The organism is Anderseniella sp. Alg231-50, from assembly GCF_900149695.1.
GTDB lineage: Bacteria > Pseudomonadota > Alphaproteobacteria > Rhizobiales > Aestuariivirgaceae > Anderseniella.
The window spans coordinates 1-23,762 of the sequence record NZ_LT703006.1 but is presented as its reverse complement, the minus strand read 5'-3'; the positions used below and the strand labels follow the sequence as shown (position 1 = coordinate 23,762).

The window sequence follows — 23,762 nt, the reverse complement described above, 5'->3', positions numbered from 1 at the left end:
GCATGGCGAATTCCATTGCGGCAGTGTTGTTCGACAAGGACGGCGTGTTTGTCGATTTCGAGAAAACCTGGACACCGGCCCTGAAAGCCATTGCGGCAGATGCAGCCGATGGCGATGCCGATCTGGAAACCCGGCTGCTTGACGTTGCCGGGTTTGACCCGGGTGCAGACACCTTCCTGCCTGGATCGATATGGGCGGCCGGGCACACCGATGACCTGGTCGAAGTGTGGATGCCGCTGCTGGACGCAATGACCCCTGCCGGTCTGGTCGAGACGGTCAACACGCATTGCCTGCGCGCAGCGTCGCATCCGGTATTTCCGCGCGAGCAGGGCCAGCGGATATTCTCCGGGCTGAAGCAACTCGACCTGGCGCTGGGCGTGGCTACCAATGACGCAGCGGCGTCTGCGCATGCCACTGTGAGCGCGTTCGGACTGGATGACATGTTCGATCTGGTGCTGGGCTATGATTCAGTGGCGAACCCCAAACCGGCCGGGGACCCGCTGCTGGCATTTGCCGGCCACACGGGCATCGAACCGCATCGCGTGATGATGGTGGGTGACAATGCCCATGACATGCAATGCGGGCGCGCCGGCGGCGCAGGCGTGTGCGTCGGTGTGCTGTCAGGTAACTCCACGCGTGACCAGCTGGTTCCGCTTGCCGACCATGTCATCGACGACATTTCGCACTTGCAGACCCTGCTGGCCTCACTCGAACATGGCGCGCAGGTCGAGCGTTGACGACTTGCCGACCTGATCGTAGTTGGCATCCAGCCAGGCGCTGCAGGTCTCCCGACCGATATCGCGCAAATGACACAGAAACTCCCACTCGGTGTTCAGTTTTGAAGATGCCGACAGCGGGTTGATCTCATCACTGGCCTCGATGCGATGCATGCGGGCGTGGGTATAGTGGTTTGCATCCAGCTTGCCGTCGGCGATCAGGCGAGTAACGAACTCTATGGTCCTGAGTTCGCGCAGCAAGGACGAATTGAAGCTGATTTCATTGACCCGGTTGTGAATTTCGCGCGCCGTCTTCGGTTCCTCGTCCCGTTCGATCGGATTGATCTGGACGATCATGATGTCTGCAATCGAGGTGTTGTAAAACAGCGGAAAGATCGGCGGGTTGCCCATATAACCGCCGTCCCAGTAGAGCTCGCCATCGACATTGACGGATTTGTACAGATGCGGCAGGCAGGCAGATGCCATCAGCATGTCTGCCGTCAGTTCCGATCCCTTGAACACCTTGATCTTGCCGTTGCGCACATTGGTTGCCGATACGAACAACTCGATGTCATTGCATTTTCGCACCTTGCCGAAGTCGATGGACTGGTTGAGCAGGTCGAGCAGCGGATTGATGTCGAACGGGTTGGTGTCATAAGGCGACACGATGCGCGACATGATGTCGAGCATGTTATAGGCGGGCGAGGCATCAAGGCTCCAGTTGCCGGTCAGCATGTCGGCAAACGAGCGCTTGATGGGGCTGGCCTGGCCCATGACCGACAGGGCATGCCAGAACGTCTCGAGGGTTTCGCGTGCGCCATCAGGGCCATTCTGGGTAAAGCCCTGCGCCAGGACGGCTGCATTCATGGCACCGGCACTGGTGCCGGTGATTGCCTTGACGATCAACCGACCGTCTTCGAGCAGCCTGTCCAGCACACCCCAGGTGAAGGCGCCGTGCGCGCCGCCGCCCTGAAGGGCCAGTGCGATTGGTTTGGTCTTTGCCATGGTCAGTGCGCCGTCCAGCCGCCGTCAATCGGCAGGATAACGCCGGTCATGCTGGCGGCGGCGTCTGAACACAGGAACACGGCCAGCCCGGATATCTGTTCGACAGTGACGAATTCCCTGGTCGGCTGGGCCTCCAGGATGACTTTCTGGATAACTTCCTTTTCGGTCATGCCGCGCGCCTTGGCGGTGTCGGCTATCTGTGCATCGACCAATTCTGTGCTGACATAGCCGGGGCAAATGGTGTTGCAGGTAATGCCATGTTCCGCCGCTTCCAGCGCTACGGTCTTGGTCAGGCCGGCGAGGCCGTGCTTGGCGGCCACGTAGGCGGATTTGAACGGCGAGGCGACCAGTGAGTGGGCAGAACCGGTATTGATGATGCGGCCCCAGCCGGCATCCTTCATTGCCGGAAGAGCTGCCCGGATGGTGTGAAATGGCGCCGACAGGTTGAGCGCCATTATCGCATCCCATTTTTCGACCGGGAACTCCTCGATCGGGGATACGAACTGCATGCCGGCATTGTTGATCAATATGTCCAGCGTGCCGAATTCCTTCTGTGTCGCTGCCACCAGGTCGGCACAGGCGTCCGCCTTCATCAGGTTTGCGCCCATGAAGGACACCTTGACCCCGGTGCGTTTTTCCAGGCCGGCGCGGGTTGCCTCGATTTCCGTTGCATCGCCGAGACCGTTGAGCATGATGTTTGCGCCCTCACGTGCGAGTGCCTCGGCCATGTCCAGGCCGATGCCGGAGGTTGAGCCGGTGACGAGTGCGGTTTTGCCCTTGAGCATGTGCCAGTCTCCAATTTGATCCGAAACGATTATGTTGCATTGCAACATGGCGATGCTTGGGCGCCGGCTCAAGTGACATTTGTGTCATCACCGGTTGACAGCAGGCCATGCCGGACGCCATCAAGCCACACTACTGCAACCACACCTGAATGAACGGAGTGCTTATGTTCTACGGTACTGAAGAAAACAATCATGGCCACCAGTATGATCCGTTCAAGGCTCTGGTTGCACCGCGGCCGATCGGCTGGATATCGTCGATGTCGGCAGCCGGTGTGGTGAACCTGGCGCCCTACAGTTTCTTCAACGCGATGTCGGACAATCCCCACTATGTCGTGTTTGGATCGGCGGGCCAGAAAGACTCCATCACCAATATTGTCGAGACGGGAGAGTTCGTCTGCAACATGGCGACCTGGGACTTGCGCGAACAGATGAACCAGTCGTCGGCTCCTGTCGAGACCGGTGTTGACGAGTTTGAGCTTGCCGGGCTTGAAAAGGCGGCCAGTGTCATGGTGAAGCCACCGCGGGTTGCGGCCAGCCCGGTCGGCCTGGAGTGCAGGTATGTCAAGACAGTTGACCTGCCCGGTCATGACAATGCAGCCGGCGGTTATGCCATTGTGGTCGGACAGGTCATAGGTGTGTATATTGATGACCGGTTCATCGAGGATGGCAGAGTGAACACGGCGGCCATGCAACCGATCATGCGCATGGGATATTCGGAATACACGGTGGTAAAGGAAGCTTTCCGAATGCGCCGTCCGGGGTGAGGATACTTGATATATCATGCCTCCTGGCAGAGAAGACCGAACCAGTTCCGGCTTAGGGGAAACAGACATGTCTGATATGGTGAACGATGTATCAGGCTTTGTTTCCAACTGGCTGAACCAGCTTGGCATTACCTCTACCTATATCGGCCTGCAGTGGGCGCTGATCCAGCTCTCGATTATTTTTGCTGCGATTGCCGGCGCATTCATACTCAACCGGTGGCTGGCGCCAAGTGTCGAAACCTATGTGCGCAACATCAAGGGCCAGCCCCAATTGCTGCGTGTGCTGGCGGTGGTTATGCGCCGCATGCGCTGGATCTTCCTGGCAATTCTGCTGTGGTTCGCCGTGGAAGCGATGCAGGCGGTGACCTGGATTTCGCGCAGTTACCTGATCGGCATTGCAGCCAAGCTGTGCACCGCCTGGGTCATCATCTCAATTGCCTCGCGCCTTATCCGCAACCGCTTCATGGCCAAAACCATCGAGCTGCTCGCCTGGTCGGTGGCGGCGCTGTCGATTCTCAACCTGCTGCCTGAGACAATCAACGCGCTGGATACGTTCGGTATCGAGATGCAGGGGATCAGGCTGACACCGCTGCTGGTCATAAACTCGATCCTCACAGTGTCGGCGATGGTCTGGCTGGCAATGCTGATCGGCCGGTTTGCCGACAACCGCATCAAGACCAGTGAAGACCTAAATCCGTCGCTTCAGGTTCTGCTGGGCAAACTGATAAAGGCCGCGCTGATGATTGCCGCGGTTCTGGCCGCGTGCAGTTTCGTCGGCATTGACCTGACCGCGCTGGCGGTGTTCTCAGGCGCCATTGGCCTCGGCATCGGGTTTGGCCTGCAGAAGGTGGTGTCGAACCTGATTTCGGGTATCATCCTGCTGGTCGATAAATCCATCAAGCCGGGAGACGTAATTTCGGTCGGCGACACCTATGGCAAGATCAACGAGCTGGCCGCGCGCTATGCCTCGGTGATTTCGCGCGACGGCCGCGAGTACCTGATACCGAACGAGGACCTGATTACTTCCCAGGTGGTGAACTGGTCATATTCATCGGACCTGGTGCGCATCGACCTGGATTTCGGGGTGAGCTATGAGGCAAGTCCCCATACCGTGCGCGATCTGGCCAGGGCTGTGGCAGCGACTCACAAACGGGTGCAGGCGGTGCCGCCGCCGGTGTGTCACATTACCGAGTTCGGCGACAGTTCGATCAACTACAAGCTGCGCTTCTGGATCCGGGATCCGGGGCAGGGAACGGTCAATGTGCGCGGTGATGTATTCCTGTTGCTGTGGGACGGTCTCGATGAAGCCGGCATCGACATTCCATACCCGCATCGCGATGTCGCCATGCGCGGTCCGGTCAAGGTGGAACTGTCAAACACGGCTGTAAAACCCAAGCGGCAAGCCAGGGCAAAGCGCGTCAAGGCGGACAATCCCGAGGCTGACCAGTAAGCATGCCTATGGCCTGCGACTGTTGCCTTGAAAAAGAATTCTTGAAACAGTCTCAACATGACAGGTCTTGAAAGGACAATACCGCCGGTCGCAGGCAGCGCCGTCTACCGGATATGCACGATGACGCTGTGCGCCCTGGTGATCGGGCTCAGCGTATCGCTGGCCGCCATAGCATTTGTCGAGGCGGTTGCCTGGCTGAACAACGCGCTGCTGGTGTCACCGCGCACGCGGGTCCAGTTTGACGGCACGTTCTGGCTGATTACTTCCGCGACGATCCTGGTGCCGGTGATCGGCGGCCTCATTGTCGGGATATTGCTGACGAAACTGTCGCCGGAGAAACGCCCGCTTGGTCCGGCCGATGTGCTTCGAGGAGTACAGCTTGCCCTTCCGCCACCGGGTGCCAGGGCCGGCGTATTGTCGACGATAGCTGCGGTGATCTCACTGGGGTCCGGTGCGTCGGTTGGACAGTACGGGCCGCTGGTTTATCTCGGGGCAATGATGGGCAGTGTGCTGGACCGGCTGAACCTGCGCATCCCGAACTTTGCCGCGATCGCGATGTCCTGCGGTGTAGCCGCCGCGATCTCCACCGCGTTCAATGCGCCAATCGCCGGCATGGTCTTTGCCCATGAAGTTGTCCTGCGCCACTACTCCATACAGGCCTTTGCACCCACAACCGTCGCTGCGGCGACCGGATATGTGGTTGCAAACGTGGTGTTCGAGCGCGAAGCCCTGTTCCTGGTGCAGTTTGACGGTGTGCAGTATGGCCACGAGTTTGTGCTGTTCGGGGTGCTGGGCCTGCTGGCGGCTGGTGTTGCAATCGGCTTTATGCATCTGACATTGCGCTGTGCCGATCTTGCCGTGCGCTTGCCGATAAAGCCGGTACTGCGTCCGGCAAGCGCCGGTCTTGCGGTTGGCCTCACCGCCCTGTGGCTGCCCGATGTCATGGGAATTGGCCAGGAGACACTCCGGTTCGCGACGATTGAGGGGGCATTCCAGACCTGGGAACTGGCGCTGCTGGTCATCGCGAAAATAGCTCTCACCGCCTTGTGTATCGGGTTTGGCTTCGCAGGCGGGGTTTTCAGCCCCGCCTTGTTGATCGGTATCCTGTTCGGGGCACTGTGCTGGATGCTGGTTGATGCAACAGGCATCGTGGCAACCTCGGGGATTGTCGCTTATGCGATCTGCGGGATGATGGCTGTAACGAGTGCGGTGATCGGGGCACCTCTGACGACTATTCTTATCGTGTTTGAGTTGACCCGGAACTATGACCTGACCATTGCAGCGATGGTCGCGGTGGTTTTCTCGAACCTCGTCTCCTATCGGATCTATGGCCGCTCCCTGTTTGACATTCAGCTGGCGCGCAAGGGTGTTGACCTGTCACAAGGCCGGGATCGGGCACGCCTGTCGACGCACCTTGTGTCTGATCTTGTGATCGAGGATTTTGCCCGATGTACGCTGAACGAGCCGGCCGGCAAGGTGTCTGAACGTGCCAGCTCCGCATCGTTGAGTGAGATATTTGTGCTCGATGAAAACAAACATCTGGCGGGCGTATTCGATGCGCGGGAAGGGGCCAATGACAAATCGGCCCCTGTGTCATCCCTGATGAGGCCCGCAGCGCTGGTGTTTGACGAGGCGACGACGCTTGCCGGTGCGATGCGGCAACTGGAAGGGTTTGTCGGCGATGTCATCCCTGTTGTTGAAACTGGCTCAAACAGGCTTTTAGGCGCGGTGACGGAGACAGCAATTATCAAGGCCTATCTGAAAGCTGTCCGGGAACTGAGGCGGGAGGAAAATGCAACTGCATAAGGTTTTCATTACGATCATATTGATCTGCCTCGCGCCGGTCTGTGGTCGAACCGAAGAAACGATCACAGTCGTGTCCTGGGGTGGCGTTTATGAAGATGCCCAAAGGCGAGCGATCTATGATCCGTTTACGCGCGCGACCGGGATAAAGGTGAAGCCTGTGACTTATAGTGGTGGTGTGGACGCGCTTGCCAGCCGGGCAGGGAATGAGGGCTGGGACGTCGTCGACATGATCGAGGATCAGGCCATATCGGCTTGCGATGCCGGGTTGCTGACCAAGGTTGACATGCACAAGATTGCGGACGACCACCAGAAATCAGCAATCGCCGATGATTTCCTTCCGCGGGCATTTCGCGATTGTTCGATTGCCCAGAATGTCTACGCCACGGTTTTTGCTTTCAACGACCGGGCTTTCCTGGGCGAAAAACCCGCGACAATCTCGGATTTCTTTGACCTGAAGCGATTCCCCGGCAAACGCGCGCTTCAACGCAACCCGGATGTCATTCTGGAGTGGGCGCTTATGGCTGAAGGCGTGCCGGCCATCCAGGTCTATGACCTGTTGAGTACGGATCGTGGTTTGCGGCTGGCATTCAGGAAGCTGGAAACCTTGCGCGGCTCCATCATCTGGTGGCAGGAGGTTGGCACTCCGGCGGAAATGCTCGCCGATGGGCGCGCCGTGATGGCGAGTGGATATAATGGCCGGTTCTTTTCTGCCGCGCAGCAGGATGGCGCGCCGATCACAATCGTCTGGGACGGGCAGGTGATCGGGTATGAGGTCTGGGCAATCCTGCGTGGCGCGCGCGATCAGGACATGGCGGAAAAGTTTCTCCGGTTTGCCACGGCCCCTGAGCGGATGGCGGCGTTGGCTGAACTGATTCCCTACGGCCCGGCACGCCGTTCGGCATTGTCCAGGGTCGGCCTGCACTGGAAAACCGGTGTTCCGATGCGCGATCACCTGCCAAACGCGCCGCAACACGCCGAACGTGCGCTTTACGGCGACAGCCTGTGGTATGCGCGCACAAAAAAACTGCGCACGAAGCGCTTCGAGGCCTGGCTGCGAGATGAATAGGTCTAAACGGCTGCGCGCTGCCTGCCGGCCGTCCTGGATATGAATTTCTGGACATCAATGACAGCTCGCCTGTGCGTTCCGCTGCCGATGGAGGCGGTTTCGTCGCGGGCGCTGACTTCAAACAGAAGGGAGCGTCGGTCGACATCGACCAGAGTGACTTCAACTGTAACCGTCATGCCGACAGGGAGGGGTTGCGGCCAGGTGGCTCACGTCAACATGGGTACCGACGGAATGCTCACCGTCATCAAGGTGTTTCGCGATCGCTTCAATACAGGTCGCTTCGATGAATGCAATCATGAACGCAGTAGCGAAAACCGGTGGCATGTCACCAAAAGCCTCCAGTTTCGATGACACGTGCGGAACCGTCAGAGACTGATCAATTTCCAGTGCCGCAGAATGCGTGAGGCCGGGGCGCAACGTGTCTTTCATGTGATTGTATCCTGTTTGCCGGTTTCTGTCGGTTAGTCGGTGGTGTGGCCTGCTGACGAGGCGCTCGGCCAGACGAAAATGCGTCAGTCCGCATTGCCGCTGTTGCCTTGCGGTCATGAATCAAAGCCTCTCATTCGGTGAGGGATCACTTTGGCGAACAGAAAGAAAGCTGTTGTGTCACATCGCGGGACACTCCGCAGCAAACACTGTTGTTATGGGCCGCTCGTCGGTCTGGCCGGACAGTTGCTACAGGCCTGGTGGCGCATGGGGCTGTATCTTCTGAAAGTGATCACGACTGGCTGGCGAGACAAAATATCGCGGGTCGATCTGATCCCACACACACCACGTATAACCCGACAACTGGAACTGTGCTGGAGTCACCAATGAAATCAATCATTCTGATAGATGATGACGCTGCCTTCGTTCGCGTCCTGGGCCGGAACCTCGAGACCCTCGGGTACAAGATCTGTTCTGCAACCTGCATCGCTGAAGTCCGAAAGTGCCTGGTTTCGGCCCGGCCTGATTTCGCTGTGATCGACGTTCATCTTCAGAGCGAGAGCGGGATGGATGCTCTCGGACTGGTTCGCAAGCTCTCTCCGGCTTCGACAGTGGTCATGCTCAGCGGCTATATTGACATCGCAACTGCGGCTGAGGCTGCCCGGGCAGGCGCCGCTGACTGTCTCGTAAAGCCACTGAGTGTGGAAGAACTGGAGCATGCCCTGCTAAGTGCCGCCAAACGCAAACCGGATCAACTTCCCACAATGATGAACCCGGCGAAAGCCCGGCTGCAGCATATTGTGTCCCGTTGGGAGAAAAATGACCGCAACACATCGAAGACCGCCGTTATCCTGGGTATGCACCGCAGGACGCTGCAGCGGATACTGCAAAATGCGGGCGTGGTTCGCGACCCTGCGGAAATCTACCGAGCGCCGACGCGCTTTGAGAAATTGCGCCGCCTGCACAGGGTCTGGTCTGACGCGCTTACGACGGGTTAATCCTCGACAACCGATGTCTACCGGGTCTCTGTGAGCCAGTTGGCGGCAATTGAACCCAAGCGGTTGCGATCACTTTTCGCGTAGGTCCCGCCATGACTCCCGTGCAGGCTGGTCCAGGAAACATAACTGTGTGAAGTGGCACGAAGTTTGGTGCCGACTATGCCGGCGTCGGCGAATGCATAAATGATGCATTTCCTGCCCTAGATGATCTGAGTTCCATATTTGGCGATGGCGGCTTCGGACAGGGTCAGGCCAAGGCCCGGATCGTCATTCAGCGTCATCCAGCCATTGGCCATTGCCAGTGGATTTTCATAGAGTTCAGCCTGCAGCGGGTCTCGTTCCGGGTCGGTGAATGCTTCGACAAAACCGCCGGCAGGCGTTGCCGCCACAAGCGGCGCATGAACGAAGCAGTCATGGTGTGGGGTGACCTCAACATGGTTCAGTTCACACAACGCCGCCATCTTGCGGCCTTCGGTAAAACCGCCAAACATGGTCACGTCGAACTGCAATATCCGGATTGCCTGTTCTTCGAGCAGGGCGCGGCAGCCGTAGCTGGTCACTTCGCTTTCACCGCCAGACAGGGGAATAGTTGTCCGTTGTGACAGCATTTTCAGTTCCCGCCTGTCATCTGCCCAGCGTACCGGTTCTTCCAGCCAGCGCGGGCGCAGCGGCTCCAGCAATCTGACGGCCTCGGTTGCGGTCGGCAGGTCCCAGGCGCGGTTTACGTCAATCATCAGGTCGCAGTCGTCGCCGATGACATCCCGTACAATCTGCATCCGCGCAATATCGTCTGCCAGGCTCAGTCCGCCAACCTTGGCCTTGAAGCCGGTGTGGCCCTGGTCTTTCAGATATTCGATTTCTGCGCGCAGTTCGGCATCATCCTTGCCATCGCGATAATAACCACAGGTTACATAGTACGGCACGGTGTTCCGATAGCCGCCGAACATCCGGTACAGCGGCAGGCCCGCAGCCTTTCCCATAATGTCCCAGCAGGCAATGTCGACCGCAGACGATATACGCACCAGCGTCTCGCGCCCCCAGCCCTTTTCGTGCGCCAGCCTTTGTGAGGTGAGGGAGAACAGTTTTTCGTACAGGCGTTCCGGCGCCAGCGGGTCTTCCCCGACAATGATGTCGCCGATACCAGTGCGAAATGCATTCAGAACTGGCTCGGCACTGGTGTAACTGGTGGCAAGTCCAAACCCCTCGATGCCGTCAGACGTTTTGAGGCGCACCAGTACTTCATTGGCGGTCGGTACCGTAAAATTGCTGACCCAGTGCGGACGGTCGATTTCAGGCCCACGCAGGATGAAAACTTCAAGGCCTGAAATCTGCATCGTCAGGTCACCCCGTAAGCTTTGGCCCGGTGCAGCAATTTGCGTGACCGGTTGAGGTGCGGAATATCGTACATCTTGCCGTCTATGCCTACAACTCCGGCATCTCCGGCGCCGGCAAAGGCATCAATGATGCTGCGGGCTTCCGCGACCTGTTGCGCCGACGGTGTGAATATCCGGTTGATGGTGTCTACCTGTGCAGGATGAATGGCCATCTTGCAGGTAAAGCCGTCTCGGACGGCGTCCATGCAATCGTGCTCCAGCCCGGCCTGGTTCCTGAAGTCCACATAAACCGTGTCGACCGGTTCAACGCCGGCAGCGCGCGCGCCGAACAGGCACAGGGACCGGGCCAGCCGATATGGTTCCGTCAAGCTGCCGCCGGCAGTTCGGTTGGCCTGTGCGCCCAATTCGTTGGACAGGTCTTCAGCGCCCCAGGCGATGCCCTTCAGGTTGGCGGTCACCTGTGTGTAGGTGCCCAGGCCGAACATGGCATTTGCTGTCTCGGTTGCGATGGCGATGACGGGCATGTCCGTGCCCACCATGCCGGCCAGCTTGTCCACACATGCGCCGGTTTCGGTTTTGGGCTGGATGATACCTTCGGGACCGGCCGGCAACACGGCAGCCACGTCATCGGATGTCAGGCCGCTATCGAGCGCATTGACGCGCACATATACCTGCGGCCCCGAACGGGGGCGTTGCAGGGTTTGCGCCGCAAGGGCACGCGCAGCAGGCTTGTTTTGCAGGGCAACGGAATCTTCCAGGTCGAGAATGACGACATCGGCATTGCAGGTCATCGCCTTTTCGATCTTGCGTTCCGAGTCAGCCGGTACAAACAGCAATGACCGCATCAGGCTGCTCCCGCGTCGGCCGGCCGTTTGCGCATGAACGCCTGGCGGATGCATTCGGCAACCAAGGTGCCATCCTGCTTGAAGGCCTCATGCCTGAACTCGACAATACCGGCGTCCGGACGTGATTTGCTTTCGCGCCGCGACACTACCGTTGTTTTTACCTGGATGGTGTCGCCATGGAATACCGGGGCCGGGAATTTGACATCGGTAATGCCCAGTTGGGCCACCAGCGTGCCGAGCGTGAGTTCCTGTACGGAAATGCCGATGACCAGCGAAAGCGTGAACATGGAGTTGACCAGCGGCTGGCCCCATTCGCTGTTGGCAGCGAAATCATGGTCTATGTGCAGAGGCTGCGGGTTCATTGTCATGTTGGAAAACATCATGTTGTCGGCTTCCGTCACTGTGCGGCGCACTTCGTGCACCAGTTGAAAGCCTTCTTCCAGTTCATCAAACCATTTGCCTGCCATGATCGGGTACCGTTCGCTGCTTGCATTTCAGATGTTCCAACAGCTAACCGAGGCAGGGCGCGGCGGCAATCTATAAATGCTGGTCGTGAATCGTGCTGAAATTGCGCTTGTACAACTTGAGGTTGTGGGTGATTCTGCGGTGAGTCGCGGCGCGAGTCTCATTTTGGCTTCAAGTATCGCTGGAAGTGATTCACAAATGGATTCACGTGCCGACTCTAATTTGCTGTTTTAATTGCATTAAACAGAAGTGCGCAGGTTGACGGGCGGCGGTTAACTTCTCGTTAACTTGCCGGGCGCAGGACTCGCATTACGGGAACGGCTTAGCGACAAGCTAGGAGATCGAAAATGAAGCGACATTGCGAACTGACACGTTGCCTGGTTGTGGATGACAGCACAGAGTGGCGTGGTCGAGCACAAGGGTATCTTGCCAGCCATGGCTTCGACATTGTCGAGGCGGAAACCGAGGATGCTGCCATTGCGCACTGTGTGTCGGACATGCCAGACGTCGTTCTCGTTGGTACACGCCGTGCAACTGCCTTTATCCGCCAGTTACGCAGGCATAGTGCGGGGTCAAATGCCGTCGTAATCATGTGTCCCGATGCCGGTGATATCAGTTCGGTCGGCGATGCTATCTGGCATGGTGCAACCGACTACCTGGTGAAACCCTGCAACCGTGAAATCTTCGACGCCAAGCTGCGTCAAACGGGCATACTGTAAAATCATTGTAATCGTGGTTTGCCAGCATTCGGATTTGCATTGCTGCCGGTGACCTCTGTCACTGGCACCCTGATTTGAAGGATCGAAGCCGGTGATTGCTGGATTGCGTTACCTCTGGCCACTGCTGGTGGCCATTCTGCTGATGTCGATTGGCAACAGTCTGCAGGGCTCACTCATTGGTGTGCAGGCAGCTCTTGCCAATTTCTCCACGACAACTACCGGTATCATTGCATCCGGGTTTTCGCTGGGGCTGTTCCTGTCGGCATTGATTACGCCGAACGCGGTTCGCTCGGTCGGCCATATCAGGGTGTTTGCGGGATACGCCTCCGTTCTGTCCACCGCGGTTTTGCTGATCCCGTTGTTTGTCAATCCGGTGTGGTGGTTCGCCATGCGTCTGCTCATCGGGATGTGCGCCGCCGGGCTGGCAATTGTAATCGAGACATGGCTCAACGAAGGGTCCAGCAACAAGGATCGCGGCAAGGTTCTGTCACTTTACATGCTGCTGTTTTACTCTGGTGCCGGTATCGGTTCACTGGCGCTGGTGATCGACGATCCGTCCGGCTTCACACGGTTTATCGTGGTATCAGCCGTCATGTCGCTCTCGCTTGTACCCATCGTGCTGACAAAGGTCTCGGCCCCGGTTCTGGGTGCGCCACGTTACATCTCGATCTCGGAAATATTTGCGGCCTCGCCACTGGCGGTTGTTGCAGCTATCGCCAATGGATTGGGACAGTCGGCTTTTTTCAACCTTGGCGCTGTTTTCGGGGTCATGAACGGCATGCCGCTGTCCTATGTATCGCTGATGATGGCGGTGGCACCATTTGCGGTCATCGTGTCCCAGATGCCGGTTGGCTGGCTGTCTGACAGGTATGACAGGCGGCTGATGATTGCCGCGTTGTCGGTGTTGTCTGCGGTACTGGCTGGATTGGTGATGTTTGTGCCCACCAGTGAAGCGTTTCTGCTGATCGGGCTGGTGGCTCTGTTTGGCGGTGTCTCGATGCCGCTTTACTCTTTGGCCATCGCCCATGCCAACGACCAATTGAACAAGGACCAGATGCTGGCGGCGGGTTCAAAACTGGTTCTGCTGTACGGGGTGGGCGCTATTGCAGGACCATCAATTGCCGGTGGTTTCATGCAGCAGTTTGGCGCCAATGGCTTCATGCTGTATATGGTTTCCGTCTTCGGGCTGTTGGCGGCATACGCCTTCTATCGCATGACAATGTCTGACGTGATGTCTCCGGAAGAAACCGGTGACCTGGTGCCGATTACGCCCATGGTAACAGCTGTTACGGCTGTGGCGGTGGCTGAGGAAATGGACGAAACGGCCTCCGATACCGTGCCGGAAGTTGACGACCAGCAGTAAGCTGTTCTGCCTCGAATTTATGGTGAACCAAACGTTAAGACTTCTCGCGTTACCTTGGACCACAGGCAATTAACCGGTCGCGAACGATGAAGTTCCAGTTTTCGCAGACCGACAAGCGGTTGGTAAGTGGAAAACTTATATGCTCGAAGAGATCATCAAGCAGAGGCGGCTGCGCCTGGATGTGTCGATTTTTGAAAATGTGATGAATACCGGCAGTGTTGCGGACCGGATGGCGTTGACCCGTCAGTTGTGCGACCTGCTGAATGATCCGCATTCCGGCACCGATGAATGCCAGCAGGTGATGCCGATTGTTACCAAACTGGCGTGTGACACCGATCGTCATATCCGCGACATCATCGCAAGCAGGCTGCTCAAGGCAGACGGGCTGTCAGCCGATCTGGTGTTTGCCATTGTCGCTGATGAGGATGACATTGCTGTCCCGTTTATCGGACTGAACCCGTCTCTTGATGACTCGATCATGAAAACCATCCTTACAGTCGGCGACCTGAAACGGTGCAAGGCTGTTGCAGCACGTCCTGATCTCGGGGCGGGTGCCGTACGCAAGATCATGAAAGATGGTGGCGAAGAGGTTGTTATTGCCCTGCTGGGCAACGCGAAGGTACGTCTGGGAGCAGGGTACTGCCGCAAGATCTACAATCGGTTTCATGCCTCTCCGAAAGTGTGTGACATCCTGATGGACCTACCGCACCTGCCGTGCGAGATCGCACTTGTGCACAATCAACGCACCGCCGAGGAAATGCGCAAGGCCGCTCAATACCAGGGCTGGGTCGCAGACTTCCGCAGCGACGATTACATTTCCGACAAGGAAGAGGTCAACGCACTGCGCATACTGCTCGGAGTTGAAGCGAAGAAACTCCAGTCAGTGGTCGCGCTGATGTCGCAACGCGGCATGCTCACCACCTCGTTGCTCCTGCGGGCCGGGATGAACGGTTACCTGCCATTTTTCGAGTGGGCTCTTGCCTACCTGGCAAACGTCTCGTTGCGCAAGGTGCGCCGCGCCACTGGTACGATGTCTGGGCGCACTGTCAACGCTTTGCTGCGTCGTGCCGGTATTCCGCAGGATGCGCACGTTCTGATACATGCAATCTGCCAGGTATCGGCAGCTACGGGTGCATCAGGCAAACAAGCTGACGCCGAAGCATTCGGCCGGGCACTTGTCGAGGTCATCATGACCCGCCATGCCGCTGATGATGAGCATGAGCGCATGCGCATTGTCGGCCTGCTGGCCCAGTTGACACAAGGTCGCACCCGCACCCTGGTTTCGCGCCTGTCAGAAGGCATGTCGCGCGTAGCCTAGAGCTGGTTGATTTCTGGTCATTACGGCCAGAACCCGGCAATCTCGACCATTTTCCGGGAACCTGACGGATCCGTACAGGAGCCGCAGGGCCAGTGCGGCCTGAACCTGATCCAGGTCCATGGTGTGTCCTTCGTGCCGGCAAGGTGATCGTCTCAGCCTTCAGAACACAGTGCCATGGACCTTGTTCGAGGTGCTCGCCGGTGGTGAATTTCGACTGCGTACCAACCTGAAAGTTTCGGCCTTTACGCTGCGTGCCCGGCTAAAAAACACATCTGAACGATTGCTTGATCGGACCTGCTCGCAAAAATGCAAAACGCCGGGTTCGACAGAACCCGGCGTTTCGATACTCAGTTCCGGCAACTGGCCGGTTACGCAACTCACAAGAATGAATGTACGGCGTTGTGCTTAATACTGTCTAAACAGACAGATACCATAAGGTTAAACCGACTGTTTCAAAACTGGAATTGCTCGTTCAAAACGCGCTCGGCCAGAGAATGACCGTCGTCGAACAGCAGTCGCGCGGACCTTTTTTCGTCTTCACTGACGACGACCTTGACGACATCGCGAAACTCCGTCTGATCAGCAACAGCGGAGACCGGACGCTTGTTCGCCTCCAGCATTTCGATTTCCACTTCGGCTTCATGGGACAGGATCGCGCCGCGCCATCGCCGTGGCCGGAACGGGCTGATGGGCGTCAATGCCAGCAACGGCGAGTTTATTGGCAGAATGGGACCATGAGCCGACAGGTTGTAGGCCGTCGAACCTGCCGGAGTGGCAACAATGATGCCGTCGCACACCAGTTCATCAAGACGGACCTTGCCATCGATGGATATCCGCAGTTTTGCCGCCTGGTGTTGCTGGCGCAACATGGACACTTCGTTGAAGGCGAGCGCGGAGTGGGTTGTGCCCTTTTTGTCGGTGACCGTCATTTTCAACGGATGGATGGTCGTTTCCGTGGCCGCTGCAATCCGGTCAGTCAAATCACCGGTCTCGAACTCGTTCATCAGGAAACCGACCGAACCGCGATTCATGCCGAATATGGCCTGATTGGAATCAATCACCGTATGCACGGTCTCAAGCATCAGTCCGTCACCGCCAAGTGCCACGATGACATCGGCATCATCGCGTGGTGCCTGGCCAAACAGGTGCTTCAGCTTCTGTGCAGCCTTGATGGCTTCAGGGGCCTGGGATGATACGAAATGAAGTTTCATTATGCGGCGGGCTCACAAGTCGGAAATACGAGGTCCAGTTATGAAGCGAACGGACACAATGTCAAATGTCGTGTGCCTCGAGCCTTACGCGAAGGCTGCCGCAATACCGACCAACAGGGTGAACAAAGTCAATGTCTGGGCCAGCAGCTTCATCCCGGCCTGCAGGTCATGTTTGGTGAGATGTTCGGTACCGTCTCCGACCCAGTTTCGTTCCACCCAACTGTCACCGTACTGGCGCGGACCTCCCAGACGGATATCCAGAGCACCGGCAACGGCACACTCAGGCCAGCCCGATATCAGGTTTCCGGATTTGCGGGCGTCTTGCCAGATTATCTCCAATGCTCGCGCGCCGCCGGACGGTGACGTCATGCTGGCTGCCCCGGCGAACAACAGGCCGGTCAGGCGGGCCGGCAGATAATTGACGGCGGTATCGAGAAGTTTGGCGAACATGCGGGCTTTATGGTCTCCGCCCAGCCGGCGTTGCACGCCTGACAAGGCCGAGATGGCAATAATGCCCGGCAATCCGAACAGGGCCAGCCAGAAGGCGGGAGCCACGACAGAGGTCGCGGTGTTCTCGGCGACTGCCTCAAGACAGCCACGAGTCGTCTGGCTTTTATCCAGTTGTGACAGGTCGTGGTTGACCAGGTGGGTCAATGCGTTTTGTGCAACAGCCAGATCGGTATCCAGAGCGTCGGCCACGGCGCGCGCGCGCACCCTTAACGCATACTGTGCGAGAAACGGCACGGCCAGCAAACCTTCCCAGAACCAGGCATAGGGAAACGTGCGAAGGGTTGTTGTGGCTACCACTGCCAGTGCCAGTGTTACGCTGATGCTCAGCAGGCAGAACGCGGTTCCCATGATCAAGCGCCGGAAGGCTGCGGCCTGTTCATCGGGTACAAGCGCCGTGAACACTCCGTTGAGCATGTACAGACCGTTTGCAGGGTGGCCCATGAGGCGGCGCAGGGGGCTCGGATACCCGAGAAACCGTTCCAGTGCCAATGCCACGAAAGCCACAGTCAAAGTCGTAGGAATTACCAGCAATTGATCATGTCACCAGATGACGGTTGTGCGCGGAACTTGAAACATCTTTTAGCAATCATGCAACTCCAGATCAGGATGTTTTTTGGTTGTTGCACCCAAAAAGCATAAACCTGACCGTTTCCAAAGTGCCATAGCAACTTTATGGGCTCATATGAACCCATGTTGCTTTGTACCAGCCACGCGTTGACAGTTTGCAACGGATGGGCTTCATCTCGTCGACAGACAATTTTCAAGGGTTGATTTGCGTTTTGGCTGAACCATTGCGGGTCGTGCTGACCACCGGCAACTACAACTACATCAAGGATGGAGTGTCATTGACGCTCAACCGGCTCGTGGGCTGGCTGGAACGCAACGGTGTCGAAGTGCTGGTCATCGCGCCGGTGGCGGAAGAACCCGCCATGGAGCACGAGGGCAGGTTGCTGCCGGTGCCGTCGTTCGCCATTCCAACCCGCAAGGAATACCGCATAGGCCGCCGGTTGACGACACAGCTGAAGGACGAGATCGTTCGCTTCAAGCCGGACCTGTTTCATATCGCGGTACCGGACATTACCGGCCACAGTGCGCTGCGGCTGGCCGAGCAAATGCGGGTACCCGTGGTGTCGTCATTCCACACCCGGTTTGACGGCTATCTGCAATATTATCGCCTTGGGTTGCTTGAACCCTGGTTCCACAAGAAACTGCGTGCCTTCTACGCTCGCTGCGAGCATCTCTATGTGCCGTCTGCATCGATGATGGATGAACTGGCGGGGCAGGGTATCGCCGACAATATGCGACTGTGGACGCGGGGTGTGGATCATCACCGGTTTAACCCTGGCAAGCGTTCGCAGGATTGGCGTCGGGCTCATGGAATTGCCGATGATGAGCTGGTGATAGCCTATGCCGGCAGGCTGGTTGCGGAAAAGAACATGGCTGTAATGGCGCGGGTATTTGCCGGATTGAAAGCCCGTGGCGTTGCACATCGCACGATACTGCTGGGTGACGGACCTGAAGCCGGCTGGATGCGCAAGGCCTTGCCGGATACGATTTTTGCGGGCTTCCTGCATGGTGACGAGCTGGCAACCGGGTATGCCTCGTCGGATATCTTCTTCTTTCCGTCCATAACTGAGACGTTCGGCAATGTCACGCTTGAGGCAATGGCGAGCGGACTGGCGTCGGTCACCGCCGATGCAACCGGTTCGCGATCACTGGTCCGGGAAAGTGAAACCGGATTCCTGGTGTCTGTTGATCGCGAAGACCAGATGATCGAGCGTCTGCTGCAATTGCTGAGAGATGGAAGGATGCGGAAGGAATTCGGCGCCCGTGCCCGGGAAATCGCCATGTCCGAGCATGAGTGGGATGGTATATTTGCACGCCTGCGATCTGATTATGGCGACGCTATCAATGGCTATGCTTCACGCAAGCATCAGATGTAAGGTTTCATCCACCCCAGTCCGGCAGCGGTTTGGGCTCTTGGACGGTACTCACAGCCAATCCACAAGTCCGGATGAATGGCCTGACAGGCGGACATGATATCCGCCAGTGGCAGATGACCAACATCGGGTTCATGGCGGTCGGGTACGCCTGCGATCTGCAGATGAGCAGTCTGATCGCGGCACCGGTCCAGCCAGCCAGGCACATCTCCATGAATTTTCTGGCAGTGGTAGATGTCAAACTGCAGCTTCAGCAAAGCAGATCCTGCAGCATTCACTTCAGATATGATATCAAGAGCCAAGCCGAAATCGTTCAGGAAATAGCCGGGAATGTCGACAGGATTGATTGGTTCGATCAGCAACTGAATGCCATTGTCGCGGCACTGTGTGGTTGCATAGCGCAGATTGCCGACATAGGAGTCGCGCTGCACCGTTTCATCGACGGAAGTGTCTCGCAGTCCGGCCATGCAATGCAGCCTGGAGAGGTCGAGCGCATTGGCGTATTTGATAGCCTTTGCGATACCTTCCCGGAATTCCTGTTCGCGGCCGGGCAGGGAGGCCATGCCCCGTTCACCAGCCTCCCAATCACCGGGAGGCATGTTGAACAGCACTTGCTGCAGATTGGCGGTTTTGAGTTTTGTGGCCAGCCAATCCGGTTCCCATTCATAGGGAAACAGGTATTCCACTGCGGAAAAACCGACTTCTGAGGCTGCCTGAAAACGATCGGCAAATGCCACTTCGGTAAACATCATTGACAGGTTCGCAGCGAACTTCATGTGCCCTGCAATCCCAATGTTTTGCGCAATCGAGCCAGTTCATGAGTGAACGGTTCAAGCTGTTGTTCATAAACTTTCCACCGGCCAACTGATTTGGGAGAGATCGGCTGGCGTACCTGGAACACACTCGCTGTTCGAATTTCGCGTTTCACCTCATTGGGATACAGGCAGCTTTCTTCAAATTCCAGGCCGCAGAATTCCAGCAAGTTGCGGATATGAGGTTCCGGATCATGCACCATGGCGTCATAGTCCAGGTCGAACATGTCGAGATTGCATGTGTCCGTCCAGTAGCGCGCAATGTCCTCATGCAGGGCATACTTGTGCGCTATTGCTTTCAGGTCAGATGAACAGGGGACAGTGGATGAAAAACTCTGTTCGAATGTAGACAGGGCACAATCTTGCGGGGTGCGGTGGCAATAGACGAACCTGGCTTCCGGCAGCAAGAACCGGATCAGGCCGACGTAATCGATATTGCCGGGCAATTTGTCGGTTGCGAACGAGGCGCTACCCGCATCTCGGAACATCTCCTCGTGCAGCTTTTTGCCAATCGTGGCTGCCCATCCCGATGGCAGATCAGGCACTTTGGTCAGATCGTGCATCAGGCTTTCAACAATCGACATCATGTCGTCACGCTCGCCGCCTGCATAAACCTTTGAGTGAGCAGCCAGAATCTGCTCGGTCAGTGTCGTGCCGGAACGCATCATGCCGACGACGAAAATGCACCCCTTGCCGGTGTGGCCGTCATTCCCCCGCTTTGCAAAGAATGTCGGTGTGAAGGCCTGCTTGTTGTTGGCATTGCCGCGCTCCGTCATGGCGGCATTATAAGGGTATTCCTGCGCACTAACGGCTTTGGCTGTTGCCAGCGCCCTGAAGGCATCTTCCGGGCGACCATTGCGCGACAGCAACCGGTAAAGCGCCAGTCCGGCAAACAAGCGCTGTGATGCGGAGGCAGTTGTGGTGTTGTTGAGTTCGCCTAGCAATAGCGGTTCTGCCGACATGGCCAGCCGATTGATGACCGACAATCGGTACATTGCATCGGCCGAGTCCGGTTGCAGTTCAATCGCCTTATTGAACCATGTCTCCGCCGCGTCGAAGTCAGCGGTCTGGATCGCAAGCGTGCCTGACAGGATAGCCCCGGAGTATCGGGACGACTTGTGTCGGCAAAGCATCTCCGCAATCTGTTTTGCCCGTTCGTGCATGACAGCGGCCTGATAACAGTTAGCCAACAGTTGGAGTGCGGATACGCTGCCGGGATCGTCCTGATCAAACGATCTGAGCACCTCTGCCATGTCCAGTGTCTCTTCCATCGACCTGATGTGGCGGGCGACCTGGCTTGGCTTTGCGTGGCTGTTCAGGGCGCGAAGAAACGCCATGTGTCCGGCAAGGTAGTCAGGGTGTGTCTGCACGACCGATGACAGTATCTGCAGCGCGCGCTGTGACTGCTCGAGTTCCTGCAGGGCTTGCGCCAGTATAGTTTGCGCTTCCGCATCTTGCGGCAGGTTTTGCGCGGCCTGCTCCAGTTGCGGCAATGCCTGTTCGGCATCGCCCTGGGACAGCAGTATCCCTCCAAGTCCGAACTTTGCCTCCGTGTATCCGGGATCCAGCCGGAGTGCTTCCTGATAGGATCCGACCGCCCGATCGAGCTGGCCTGTTGCCCGGAGCACCTCAGCGAGATTGTAGTGCGCATCGGCTGATGTGGGAGCAAGATTTATCGCATCCTTAAGCGTAGGAAGAGCGTGCTTGAACATCCCCATCCGGGCCTCAAGAACACCAAGCTCAAGAGCCAGTCCCGGTGCCCGTGGAGCCTGTGCTCTTGCCTGTTTGAGAAGCTTTCGGGCCCGTTGCAACTTGCCTTTCGCCTGCAACGATCGGCCCTCTGTCCATAGTTTTTCAGGTGACGACGGAGACATTAAGCAGGGGCCTTTTCATAATTCGCTATCAGATCGGCAAGTGCTGTTGCAACAGGCGCAAGCTGGCTGTGATATGCCTGCCACTTGCCGACTGATGACTTATATACCGGTTCGCGCACCTGGGCCATTGATGCTGTCCGCACATCTGAATTCGATTTGTGGAACTCCAGACAGTCATCGCTCCAGTCAAGCCCCGTATGAGCGATCATGCTGCGGATATGGCGTTCGGGGTCGTTGACGATGTCTTCATACTTCACAGTCAGTACGCGGTCTGGAAAACGCTGTTGCCACACGGACATCAGATGCTCCGAGAGTTGGATGTGACGCACAAGGGGCTGAGTTGCGTAAGTGAAGGTGAGGGCATTCATGCCGAACATCTCGCGGTAAGCTGACCAGTAGATATCCATGGGGTGTCGCCGCACAAAGACAAAACGGGCCCGTGGAAACATCAGCATGGCAAGACCTGTGTGCAGCACCGTGGAAATCGACTTGTCGACGATCCGCGCCTTGTCGGTTTTGCTCTCGGGAACGGCATCCAGCCATGCTTGTGCGCAACGCTTGATGTCGCTCGATTGCAGTGAAACCAGGGATTGTTTCAAGGCCGGGATCAATTCCAGTTCGCCTACGGATGCTGCGTCCGGGTGACTTGCGATCATCTGCTCCACCAATGTGGTGCCGGAGCGCGGCAGGCCGGTAACGAATACCGGCTTTTGTGAAGCATTGCCGGCCGGAGCAAGTTGCGCCAGGCGAGCTTTGGTAAAGTGCTCGGCTATGCCCAGCGCCACCTTCTCCAGTTGCTGATCCTTGGTAAAACATTCCGGCTTCGCATGGCTGTTTGCTTCTTCAACCGCGCGAAAGGCTTTGGCAAAATCACCATTTCTTTCATGGGCGAGACCAAGCGCAAAACCCAGCCGGGCCCGGTCTTCGGCCGACAGGGTGGAGGCGCCGGGAGAAGCCAGGATGGTGTCAATTTCCTGTGCCTGCCGGGCGGGGTCGAAATCATCGGCAAAGTTCTTGGCGACGAACAGGCGCAATGACGCGTTGTCCGGGGCGGCGAGTATTGCGTCATCAACGGCTGCACGCGCGTCCGACTTTTTTCCGCGTACCAGCAATGCTCCGGCTTTCAGGACATGTATGTCGGGTATGGGTGGTCTTATGCTGTCATACCCTGCCAGGCACTCTTCAAGATTACCGGCTTTGTCGTGCAGACCGGCGAGTTGGGCGATATCTGCAGGAGATTTGGATTTACGGACCAGTGGCGCCAGAACCGCAATTGCTTTGGAAGGGCACCGCAACAGGACAAGTGTTTCGGCCAGTTGTTTTGCGATGTCGTGATCTTGCGGCGTTAGCTGATGGGCCAGTTGCAGGGCATCCAGTGCATCAAGGTGGCGTTGTGCGGCCGTGTGGGCCCGTGCCGACAGGACAAGCGCTGGCACCAACCCGGGATGGCGGGAGAGAATCTGTTTCAGTAATTGACAGGAACGGTCGTGATCACCGCCGAGTGTGAGCAACTCGGCTTGAAGCAGAGCTATTTCGACGTTAGCCGGTTCGTGTTGTTGCAGTTGCTGCAGTTGCACGGCTGCTTCCTGCAGCAAGGCCTTGCGCAGCAGCAACCTGATGGCCGCAATTCCGCTGCGCACCCGTTTGTTGCGGGAAGGCGGCAGTCGCAGCAAGGCCTTTGGCGGGGGGTATGTCATGTGGATATCACCTAATCACGCACAGGCTCATTGGCAAGGGCCAGAATTGGATTGCATGAGCCTTCCTGTGTGACGGGAGTGTATGCAAAGCAAAACCGGCCCGGAGAGAACTCCGGGCCGGTCTGCAGTTTCAGGTATTGATGTAGTTCTTAGAAGAAGAACCAGGTTGCGAATGAAGCGCGAACGCCGTCATCGTCTGAGCCATCTTCGAACTCTTTATGAGCCCAGATAACTTCCCAACCCATACGCATCTGCTTAACAGGCTGCCACAGGATGTTGGCGTGTACCTTGTACACTTCTTCTGCTTCATCGTCGCCAGCTTGGTCATCAAGAGCTTCAACATAAGAGAACATGGTGTTGAAGGTTGTGGTTTCGCTGAGACCGAACGACAGGCCAACTACGAAGGCAAGTGCTTCAAGCGGGTCGTCGCCGGCGTTGACGTTGTCGAAGCCGTCTTCAAACACGAACTTCTGTGTCAGCAGGCCTTCACCGTAGCCGAAGCCAGCGGTCAGGGTTGCAACATCAGCCAGGTTGAAGTTTGCACCAACCTGAACAGCCCAGCCAAGTTCGTCATCGCCGGCTGGTTCGAAGTCAGCAACTTCACCGGTTACGATGAACTGGTGACCACCAGCGATGTCGTACTGCAGGTAACCTGCAA

23 protein-coding genes are annotated in these 23,762 nt (G+C 57.3%); 10 read left to right on the top strand and 13 right to left on the bottom strand.

Annotated elements, in window-relative coordinates; translation table 11 throughout:
• The first annotated feature begins 2 nt into the window (after window positions 1-2).
• Window positions 3-737, top strand: coding sequence for an HAD-IA family hydrolase (locus tag DHN55_RS18215; protein WP_108882979.1), 735 nt, complete (start codon window positions 3-5; stop codon window positions 735-737).
• On the opposite strand, the gene DHN55_RS18210 is transcribed toward DHN55_RS18215, so the two are convergent.
• Together DHN55_RS18210 and DHN55_RS18205 are read right to left on the bottom strand one after the other, a co-directional pair.
• Window positions 705-1,721 carry a patatin-like phospholipase family protein gene (locus DHN55_RS18210; RefSeq protein WP_108882978.1) on the bottom strand — a complete coding sequence of 339 codons (1,017 nt, stop codon included), beginning with the start codon at window positions 1,719-1,721 and terminating at the stop codon, window positions 705-707. The two genes, DHN55_RS18215 and DHN55_RS18210, sit on opposite strands and share 33 nt — an antisense overlap.
• 2 nt (window positions 1,722-1,723) lie before the next feature.
• Window positions 1,724-2,506, bottom strand: a complete 783-nt coding sequence (locus tag DHN55_RS18205) for a 3-hydroxybutyrate dehydrogenase (RefSeq protein WP_108883299.1) — start codon at window positions 2,504-2,506, stop codon at window positions 1,724-1,726.
• A 164-nt stretch (window positions 2,507-2,670) separates the two neighbouring features.
• Here DHN55_RS18205 and DHN55_RS18200 point away from each other — a divergent pair, with 164 nt between their 5' ends.
• From DHN55_RS18200 to DHN55_RS18185, 4 genes are all read left to right on the top strand, one after another.
• The gene (locus DHN55_RS18200; protein ID WP_108882977.1) at window positions 2,671-3,270 is read left to right on the top strand and encodes a flavin reductase; all 600 of its coding nucleotides are present in this window, start codon (window positions 2,671-2,673) and stop codon (window positions 3,268-3,270) included.
• 67 nt (window positions 3,271-3,337) lie between these two features.
• Window positions 3,338-4,720 (top strand): mechanosensitive ion channel family protein, encoded by a 1,383-nt coding sequence (locus DHN55_RS18195; RefSeq protein WP_337660501.1) that lies wholly within the window; start codon window positions 3,338-3,340, stop codon window positions 4,718-4,720.
• Between the two features lie 57 nt (window positions 4,721-4,777).
• Window positions 4,778-6,526, top strand: coding sequence for a chloride channel protein (locus tag DHN55_RS18190; protein ID WP_108882975.1), 1,749 nt, complete (start codon window positions 4,778-4,780; stop codon window positions 6,524-6,526).
• Complete coding sequence (locus DHN55_RS18185; protein WP_108882974.1) at window positions 6,513-7,592, top strand: extracellular solute-binding protein; 1,080 nt, start codon at window positions 6,513-6,515, stop codon at window positions 7,590-7,592. The genes DHN55_RS18190 and DHN55_RS18185 overlap by 14 nt, the downstream gene beginning before the upstream one ends.
• A 2-nt stretch (window positions 7,593-7,594) precedes the next feature.
• Here the strand turns inward: DHN55_RS18185 and DHN55_RS22625 are convergent, their stop codons facing one another.
• Both DHN55_RS22625 and DHN55_RS22475 read right to left on the bottom strand, forming a co-directional pair.
• A complete protein-coding gene (locus DHN55_RS22625; RefSeq protein WP_443111138.1) occupies window positions 7,595-7,768 on the bottom strand; it encodes a thioesterase, FlK family in 174 nt (57 codons plus the stop codon).
• On the bottom strand, window positions 7,752-8,021 hold the full coding sequence (locus tag DHN55_RS22475; RefSeq protein WP_337660500.1) for a thioesterase family protein: 270 nt from the start codon (window positions 8,019-8,021) through the stop codon (window positions 7,752-7,754). The genes DHN55_RS22625 and DHN55_RS22475 overlap by 17 nt, the downstream gene beginning before the upstream one ends.
• 383 nt (window positions 8,022-8,404) lie before the next feature.
• Here DHN55_RS22475 and DHN55_RS18175 point away from each other — a divergent pair, with 383 nt between their 5' ends.
• Entirely contained in the window at window positions 8,405-9,016 is a 612-nt protein-coding gene (locus DHN55_RS18175) for a response regulator (RefSeq protein ID WP_108882973.1), read from the top strand.
• 200 nt (window positions 9,017-9,216) lie between these two features.
• Here DHN55_RS18175 and DHN55_RS18170 read toward each other — a convergent pair whose 3' ends face one another.
• The 3 genes from DHN55_RS18170 to DHN55_RS18160 are packed head-to-tail and all read right to left on the bottom strand — an operon-like array spanning window position 9,217 to window position 11,662.
• Window positions 9,217-10,350 carry an enolase C-terminal domain-like protein gene (locus DHN55_RS18170; RefSeq protein WP_108882972.1) on the bottom strand — a complete coding sequence of 378 codons (1,134 nt, stop codon included), beginning with the start codon at window positions 10,348-10,350 and terminating at the stop codon, window positions 9,217-9,219.
• A 2-nt stretch (window positions 10,351-10,352) separates the two neighbouring features.
• Complete coding sequence (locus DHN55_RS18165) at window positions 10,353-11,195, bottom strand: aldolase/citrate lyase family protein (RefSeq protein ID WP_108882971.1); 843 nt, start codon at window positions 11,193-11,195, stop codon at window positions 10,353-10,355.
• Window positions 11,195-11,662, bottom strand: a complete 468-nt coding sequence (locus DHN55_RS18160; protein ID WP_108882970.1) for a MaoC/PaaZ C-terminal domain-containing protein — start codon at window positions 11,660-11,662, stop codon at window positions 11,195-11,197. Before DHN55_RS18160 ends, DHN55_RS18165 begins: the two co-directional genes overlap by 1 nt.
• A 345-nt stretch (window positions 11,663-12,007) precedes the next feature.
• Here DHN55_RS18160 and DHN55_RS18155 point away from each other — a divergent pair, with 345 nt between their 5' ends.
• The 3 genes from DHN55_RS18155 (at window position 12,008) to DHN55_RS18145 (ending at window position 15,060) form a co-directional block, all read left to right on the top strand.
• Window positions 12,008-12,379 (top strand): response regulator, encoded by a 372-nt coding sequence (locus tag DHN55_RS18155; protein WP_108882969.1) that lies wholly within the window; start codon window positions 12,008-12,010, stop codon window positions 12,377-12,379.
• A 91-nt stretch (window positions 12,380-12,470) separates the two neighbouring features.
• Window positions 12,471-13,742: an MFS transporter gene (locus tag DHN55_RS18150; protein WP_108882968.1), complete on the top strand. Its 1,272-nt coding sequence runs from the start codon at window positions 12,471-12,473 to the stop codon at window positions 13,740-13,742.
• Window positions 13,743-13,881: 139 nt separating this feature from the next.
• A complete protein-coding gene (locus DHN55_RS18145) occupies window positions 13,882-15,060 on the top strand; it encodes a DUF2336 domain-containing protein (RefSeq protein WP_108882967.1) in 1,179 nt (392 codons plus the stop codon).
• A 452-nt stretch (window positions 15,061-15,512) separates the two neighbouring features.
• Here the strand turns inward: DHN55_RS18145 and DHN55_RS18140 are convergent, their stop codons facing one another.
• Together DHN55_RS18140 and DHN55_RS18135 are read right to left on the bottom strand one after the other, a co-directional pair.
• Window positions 15,513-16,271 carry an NAD kinase gene (locus DHN55_RS18140; RefSeq protein WP_108882966.1) on the bottom strand — a complete coding sequence of 253 codons (759 nt, stop codon included), beginning with the start codon at window positions 16,269-16,271 and terminating at the stop codon, window positions 15,513-15,515.
• Window positions 16,272-16,355: 84 nt separating this feature from the next.
• Complete coding sequence (locus DHN55_RS18135) at window positions 16,356-17,276, bottom strand: cobalamin biosynthesis protein CobD/CbiB (RefSeq protein ID WP_337660499.1); 921 nt, start codon at window positions 17,274-17,276, stop codon at window positions 16,356-16,358.
• 284 nt (window positions 17,277-17,560) lie between these two features.
• On the opposite strand from DHN55_RS18135, the gene DHN55_RS18130 reads away from it, so the two are divergent.
• Complete coding sequence (locus DHN55_RS18130) at window positions 17,561-18,724, top strand: glycosyltransferase family 4 protein (RefSeq protein WP_337660498.1); 1,164 nt, start codon at window positions 17,561-17,563, stop codon at window positions 18,722-18,724.
• Here DHN55_RS18130 and otnI read toward each other — a convergent pair.
• The 4 genes from otnI to DHN55_RS18110 form a co-directional block, all read right to left on the bottom strand.
• Window positions 18,715-19,497 (bottom strand): 2-oxo-tetronate isomerase, encoded by a 783-nt coding sequence (otnI, locus tag DHN55_RS18125; protein WP_108882963.1) that lies wholly within the window; start codon window positions 19,495-19,497, stop codon window positions 18,715-18,717. The genes DHN55_RS18130 and otnI overlap by 10 nt on opposite strands.
• Window positions 19,494-21,407, bottom strand: coding sequence for a sulfotransferase (locus tag DHN55_RS18120; RefSeq protein WP_108882962.1), 1,914 nt, complete (start codon window positions 21,405-21,407; stop codon window positions 19,494-19,496). The genes otnI and DHN55_RS18120 overlap by 4 nt, the downstream gene beginning before the upstream one ends.
• Window positions 21,407-23,104 carry a sulfotransferase gene (locus tag DHN55_RS18115; RefSeq protein WP_108882961.1) on the bottom strand — a complete coding sequence of 566 codons (1,698 nt, stop codon included), beginning with the start codon at window positions 23,102-23,104 and terminating at the stop codon, window positions 21,407-21,409. The genes DHN55_RS18120 and DHN55_RS18115 overlap by 1 nt, the downstream gene beginning before the upstream one ends.
• Before the next feature lie 149 nt (window positions 23,105-23,253).
• Window positions 23,254-23,762, bottom strand: a 509-nt coding sequence (locus DHN55_RS18110; RefSeq protein ID WP_337660497.1) for a hypothetical protein, incomplete at its 5' end; no start/stop codon positions are given.

Bases quoted from the DNA above. Each gene is read 5' to 3' on its own strand.
- DHN55_RS18215 (WP_108882979.1), top strand. From the start codon at position 3: ATGGCGAATTCCATTGCGGCAGTGTTGTTCGACAAGGACGGCGTGTTT.
- DHN55_RS18210 (WP_108882978.1), bottom strand. From the start codon at position 1,721: ATGGCAAAGACCAAACCAATCGCACTGGCCCTTCAGGGCGGCGGCGCG.
- DHN55_RS18205 (WP_108883299.1), bottom strand. From the start codon at position 2,506: ATGCTCAAGGGCAAAACCGCACTCGTCACCGGCTCAACCTCCGGCATC.
- DHN55_RS18200 (WP_108882977.1), top strand. From the start codon at position 2,671: ATGTTCTACGGTACTGAAGAAAACAATCATGGCCACCAGTATGATCCG.
- DHN55_RS18195 (WP_337660501.1), top strand. From the start codon at position 3,338: ATGTCTGATATGGTGAACGATGTATCAGGCTTTGTTTCCAACTGGCTG.
- DHN55_RS18190 (WP_108882975.1), top strand. From the start codon at position 4,778: ATGACAGGTCTTGAAAGGACAATACCGCCGGTCGCAGGCAGCGCCGTC.
- DHN55_RS18185 (WP_108882974.1), top strand. From the start codon at position 6,513: ATGCAACTGCATAAGGTTTTCATTACGATCATATTGATCTGCCTCGCG.
- DHN55_RS22625 (WP_443111138.1), bottom strand. From the start codon at position 7,768: ATGACGGTTACAGTTGAAGTCACTCTGGTCGATGTCGACCGACGCTCC.
- DHN55_RS22475 (WP_337660500.1), bottom strand. From the start codon at position 8,021: ATGAAAGACACGTTGCGCCCCGGCCTCACGCATTCTGCGGCACTGGAA.
- DHN55_RS18175 (WP_108882973.1), top strand. From the start codon at position 8,405: ATGAAATCAATCATTCTGATAGATGATGACGCTGCCTTCGTTCGCGTC.
- DHN55_RS18170 (WP_108882972.1), bottom strand. From the start codon at position 10,350: ATGCAGATTTCAGGCCTTGAAGTTTTCATCCTGCGTGGGCCTGAAATC.
- DHN55_RS18165 (WP_108882971.1), bottom strand. From the start codon at position 11,195: ATGCGGTCATTGCTGTTTGTACCGGCTGACTCGGAACGCAAGATCGAA.
- DHN55_RS18160 (WP_108882970.1), bottom strand. From the start codon at position 11,662: ATGGCAGGCAAATGGTTTGATGAACTGGAAGAAGGCTTTCAACTGGTG.
- DHN55_RS18155 (WP_108882969.1), top strand. From the start codon at position 12,008: ATGAAGCGACATTGCGAACTGACACGTTGCCTGGTTGTGGATGACAGC.
- DHN55_RS18145 (WP_108882967.1), top strand. From the start codon at position 13,882: ATGCTCGAAGAGATCATCAAGCAGAGGCGGCTGCGCCTGGATGTGTCG.
- DHN55_RS18140 (WP_108882966.1), bottom strand. From the start codon at position 16,271: ATGAAACTTCATTTCGTATCATCCCAGGCCCCTGAAGCCATCAAGGCT.
- otnI (WP_108882963.1), bottom strand. From the start codon at position 19,497: ATGAAGTTCGCTGCGAACCTGTCAATGATGTTTACCGAAGTGGCATTT.
- DHN55_RS18120 (WP_108882962.1), bottom strand. From the start codon at position 21,407: ATGTCTCCGTCGTCACCTGAAAAACTATGGACAGAGGGCCGATCGTTG.
- DHN55_RS18115 (WP_108882961.1), bottom strand. From the start codon at position 23,104: ATGACATACCCCCCGCCAAAGGCCTTGCTGCGACTGCCGCCTTCCCGC.